The sequence below is a fragment of the Corallococcus sicarius genome, from assembly GCF_003611735.1.
Classification (GTDB): Bacteria; Myxococcota; Myxococcia; order Myxococcales; family Myxococcaceae; genus Corallococcus; species Corallococcus sicarius.
In genome coordinates this window covers 1-3,136 of record NZ_RAWG01000550.1, presented here as the reverse complement: position 1 = coordinate 3,136, position 3,136 = coordinate 1, and the positions used below count along the sequence as shown (strand labels likewise).

4 protein-coding genes are annotated in these 3,136 nt (G+C 70.1%); all 4 read right to left on the bottom strand.

Annotated features, from left to right (window positions below):
• Positions 1–414: 414 nt before the first annotated feature.
• Positions 415–867 carry a hypothetical protein gene (locus tag D7X12_RS40485; protein WP_439329421.1) on the bottom strand — a complete coding sequence of 151 codons (453 nt, stop codon included), beginning with the start codon at positions 865–867 and terminating at the stop codon, positions 415–417.
• Positions 864–1,517, bottom strand: a complete 654-nt coding sequence (locus D7X12_RS40480; RefSeq protein ID WP_120630448.1) for an anti-sigma factor family protein — start codon at positions 1,515–1,517, stop codon at positions 864–866. Before D7X12_RS40480 ends, D7X12_RS40485 begins: the two co-directional genes overlap by 4 nt.
• A gap of 84 nt (positions 1,518–1,601) precedes the next feature.
• Positions 1,602–2,216 (bottom strand): RNA polymerase sigma factor, encoded by a 615-nt coding sequence (locus D7X12_RS40475; RefSeq protein WP_199729177.1) that lies wholly within the window; start codon positions 2,214–2,216, stop codon positions 1,602–1,604.
• 63 nt (positions 2,217–2,279) lie between these two features.
• On the bottom strand, positions 2,280–3,136 hold an 857-nt coding region (locus D7X12_RS40470), incomplete at its 5' end, for an Immediate early protein ICP0 (RefSeq protein WP_120630447.1).

Below are 3,136 nucleotides of genomic sequence, written 5' to 3'. Positions count from 1 at the left end.
CACCGACCCGCCCCACCGTCCCGCCGTCCTGCGCTCTGACCCAAGAGCAACTGCCGTGCCGGGCCTCAACTCCGCGTCTTCCGAGGGAAGAAACCCCGGAGCCGCTTTCTGCGCCGGGGAAGGACTGACATTTCTTCAGCCTCCGTTTCAGAGACTTCCGACCGTTTTCTTGCCCTGGGGAATGAAACCCACCTCTCCCCACGTCAAAGACGCGACGGCACCCCTCCCGGCAGGGCGGAGCAGCGCCCGCAGGAGTGGATGTGCGAGGTGGGGGGAAGATTCAGGAGGTGTGCAACCTGACGCGGGGGCCGCCCGGAGAGGAGGGGGCCATCCAGGCATGTCAGGGGGTGCTTCCCGGACGGCGCCTGCCCGAAGGCGGCGCACATCCGTCGCTACAGGTACGACCCTACGACATCACTTCGAGGGCGGGACCAGGACGAGGATGAGGTCCCCGCCCACGTGCTTGCCGGCCTTCTGGTACACGGCGCCCTGGCGGCCCAGCTCCACCTCCACGGAGGACTGGTTCGGGATGATGACGCGCAGGGTGGCGATGCCGTCCTTCATGCCCAGCAGCTGCAGTGACGCGTTGGTCCCGTTGGGCAGCTTCACCTCGGTGGGCTTGGGGGCGGCCACCTCCACGGTGTCCAGGGACATGCGCTTGAAGGACGTGAAGCTGAAGTTCTGCTTCTGGAACGCCTCCTTCATCTTGTTGAGCTCCGCGGGCTCCACCGCGGTGCCCTTGTTGGAGGCGAGCACCACCTCCACCTGCACCTTCACCTTGGCGTCCTGGGCGAGGGCCACCGCCGGCCCCAGCGTCAGGGCCATGGCGCACAGCAGTGCCAGCACCGCCCACCTCTGCTTCGTCATAGCGCTCCTCCCGTGGGCCGCGGCGCCGCGGGCGTGACCGCCGGCGGCTGCCCGTCCGACTGTCCACCCAACTCCTCCGCCTCGTCTTCGTCCAGCTTCTTCGGCTGGCCGGGGGCTCCGGGAGCGGCCTCGGGGGCCTGCTCCTGCTCGTCCACCATCCAGATGATGGAGCCGCCGCCTTCGGTCTCCATCACCACCGGGGCCACGCGGGCGCCCTGGTAGGACTGGATGGACTTCACCGTCATGCGCTCGGCGGCGTAGCCCTCCGGGGCCCCGTCGCGCAGCAGGAGCGGCAGCGCCACCAGGAGCACCACCGCGGCGGTGGCCATCGAGGAGAGCATCGCGGTGCGCTGGTAGAGGAACATCTCCGACAGGGAGAGCCGCAGCCGTTCGATGAGCGGCGGCTTCTCCGGCGTCACCCGGGCCATCACCCGCTGGGTGAAGTCCTTGAAGTCGACGTCGTCCACCGCCATGTCCAGGCCCACCCGGAGCAGTCCGGATTCGGCGCGCAGGTCGGCCGAGCGGCCGGTGCAGTCGCGGCAGGCCGCCAGGTGGCGCTCCACGTGGACGCGCTCCGCCGGGGCGAGTTCGCCGTCGATGTAGGGAGACAGGAGCGGGACAAAACGGTCACACGCGGGATTTCCGGCCATGCTCTTCACCCTGCGGTCTGGAGGGAATGCGCCGGTGGGACGCAGCCACCCCCACAGATATTCGAGGGGGGATTCCCGGCAGCCTCACTCATTGCCCACCCCGCTCTTGGCTTCGTCCAGCTCCAGGTATTCGCTGAGGATTTTCTGCACCTTGGCGCGCGCGTGGAACAGGCGGCTCATCACGGTGCCCTTCGGGATGTCCAGGGTCCGGGCCAGGTCCTCGTAGGACATGCCCTCGATTTCGCGCAGCAGGAGGATGGCGCGGTGCTTCTCCGGCACCGTGGCCAGGGCCTCCTGGATCTTCTCCGCCAGCTCCTTGCGCAGGGCGCTCTTCTGGGGATTGGTCCCCAGGCGGCTGCCCAGCGCGCCGATGCGGGCCTCGGAGACGTCCATCTCCTGGGTTTCGTCGAACTCCACCTGCTCGCCACCGCCCCGGCGCTTGCGGAGCACGTCGATGCAGATGTTGGACGTGATGCGGTAGAGCCACGTGTAGAAGGACGCGTCGCCCTTGAAGTGGTCCAGGTACTTGTAGACCTTGACGAACGCCTCCTGGGAGACGTCCATCGCTTCCTCCTTGTCCTTCAGCATACCGAGCGCAACGGCGTACACCTTGCGCTGGTAACGCTCGACGAGGAGCTTGAAAGCGCGCTGGTCCCCGCTGCGGACGCGCTTGACGAGTGTAAGGTCGTCGGTGGCCAAGAGAGTGCGGCACCGTACCACAAGCCGGCACAACCCCAAGCGTTCCGAACAGCCTCCCTGCTTCTAGAGGGAGGTGACGAGCGCGATGACCGCCAGCGCGACGCCCGCCAGGGCCAGGACGGCCCCGAAGACCATCCGGTCCCACTGCCCTTCGGATTGGGCGTCCTCCTCCTCCGGGCCGGCGCGGAAGCGGTGGAGCACGTTCCAGAGCATCCGGGTGCCCAGCTTGCGCTCCGAGCGGTTGCGGTCCCGGTCGTCGTCCTGGAGGGGCTGGCCCTGCTCGTCCCGGCGGATGAACGGGGCGGGGATGGGCTGGTAGAGGCCCGGCGTCATCGGGGCGGCCTGCTCGGAGCGCCGCACGTCGGGCGGGGGCTCCAGTTGGACGTCCTTCGCGCGCTCGCGGGCCTCGGCGGGCGACGGCGCGTCCAGCACCCAGAGCCCCGCCTCCACGCCCGTCCGGCCGGTGTGGGCGTCCTGGAGGCCGGCGAAGCCCTGGTCCTTCAGGGCCTGGGAGAAGGCGGCCTTCGCCTCCGGGGCGGGCGGGTGCGCGGTGGCGGCCTCCGCGTAGGCGGCGAAGAAGGCCCACAGGCGGGCCACGCGGTCGGACGAGGGCAGCGACGCGGGCCGCACCTGCGCGGACAGCAGCGCGCTGTCCGAGGCGAAGCGCTTCGCCACCGCGGGCTGGCCCTCCAGGTCCTTCAGGTCGCCGGGCACCAGCGAGTCCAAATCCAGCACCGGCCCGCGCGTCTCGCCCGCGCCCAGGTAGGGGCTGGCGGTGGTGTTGCGCTGCGGGTCGAGCGGCCGGAAGCCGTCCTTCACCTTGCGGCGCTCCGGGGGGACAGGGGTGCGGGGGAGCTCGAAGCCGGTGCCGGGCTCCGTCCGGGGGCCGCGCGTCGGGCCGCCCTTGTCGGGGCGCATGG

Excerpts from the sequence above, each read along its gene's own strand:
- D7X12_RS40485 (WP_439329421.1), bottom strand. The coding sequence starts at position 867 with ATGACGAAGCAGAGGTGGGCGGTGCTGGCACTGCTGTGCGCCATGGCC.
- D7X12_RS40480 (WP_120630448.1), bottom strand. The coding sequence starts at position 1,517 with ATGGCCGGAAATCCCGCGTGTGACCGTTTTGTCCCGCTCCTGTCTCCC.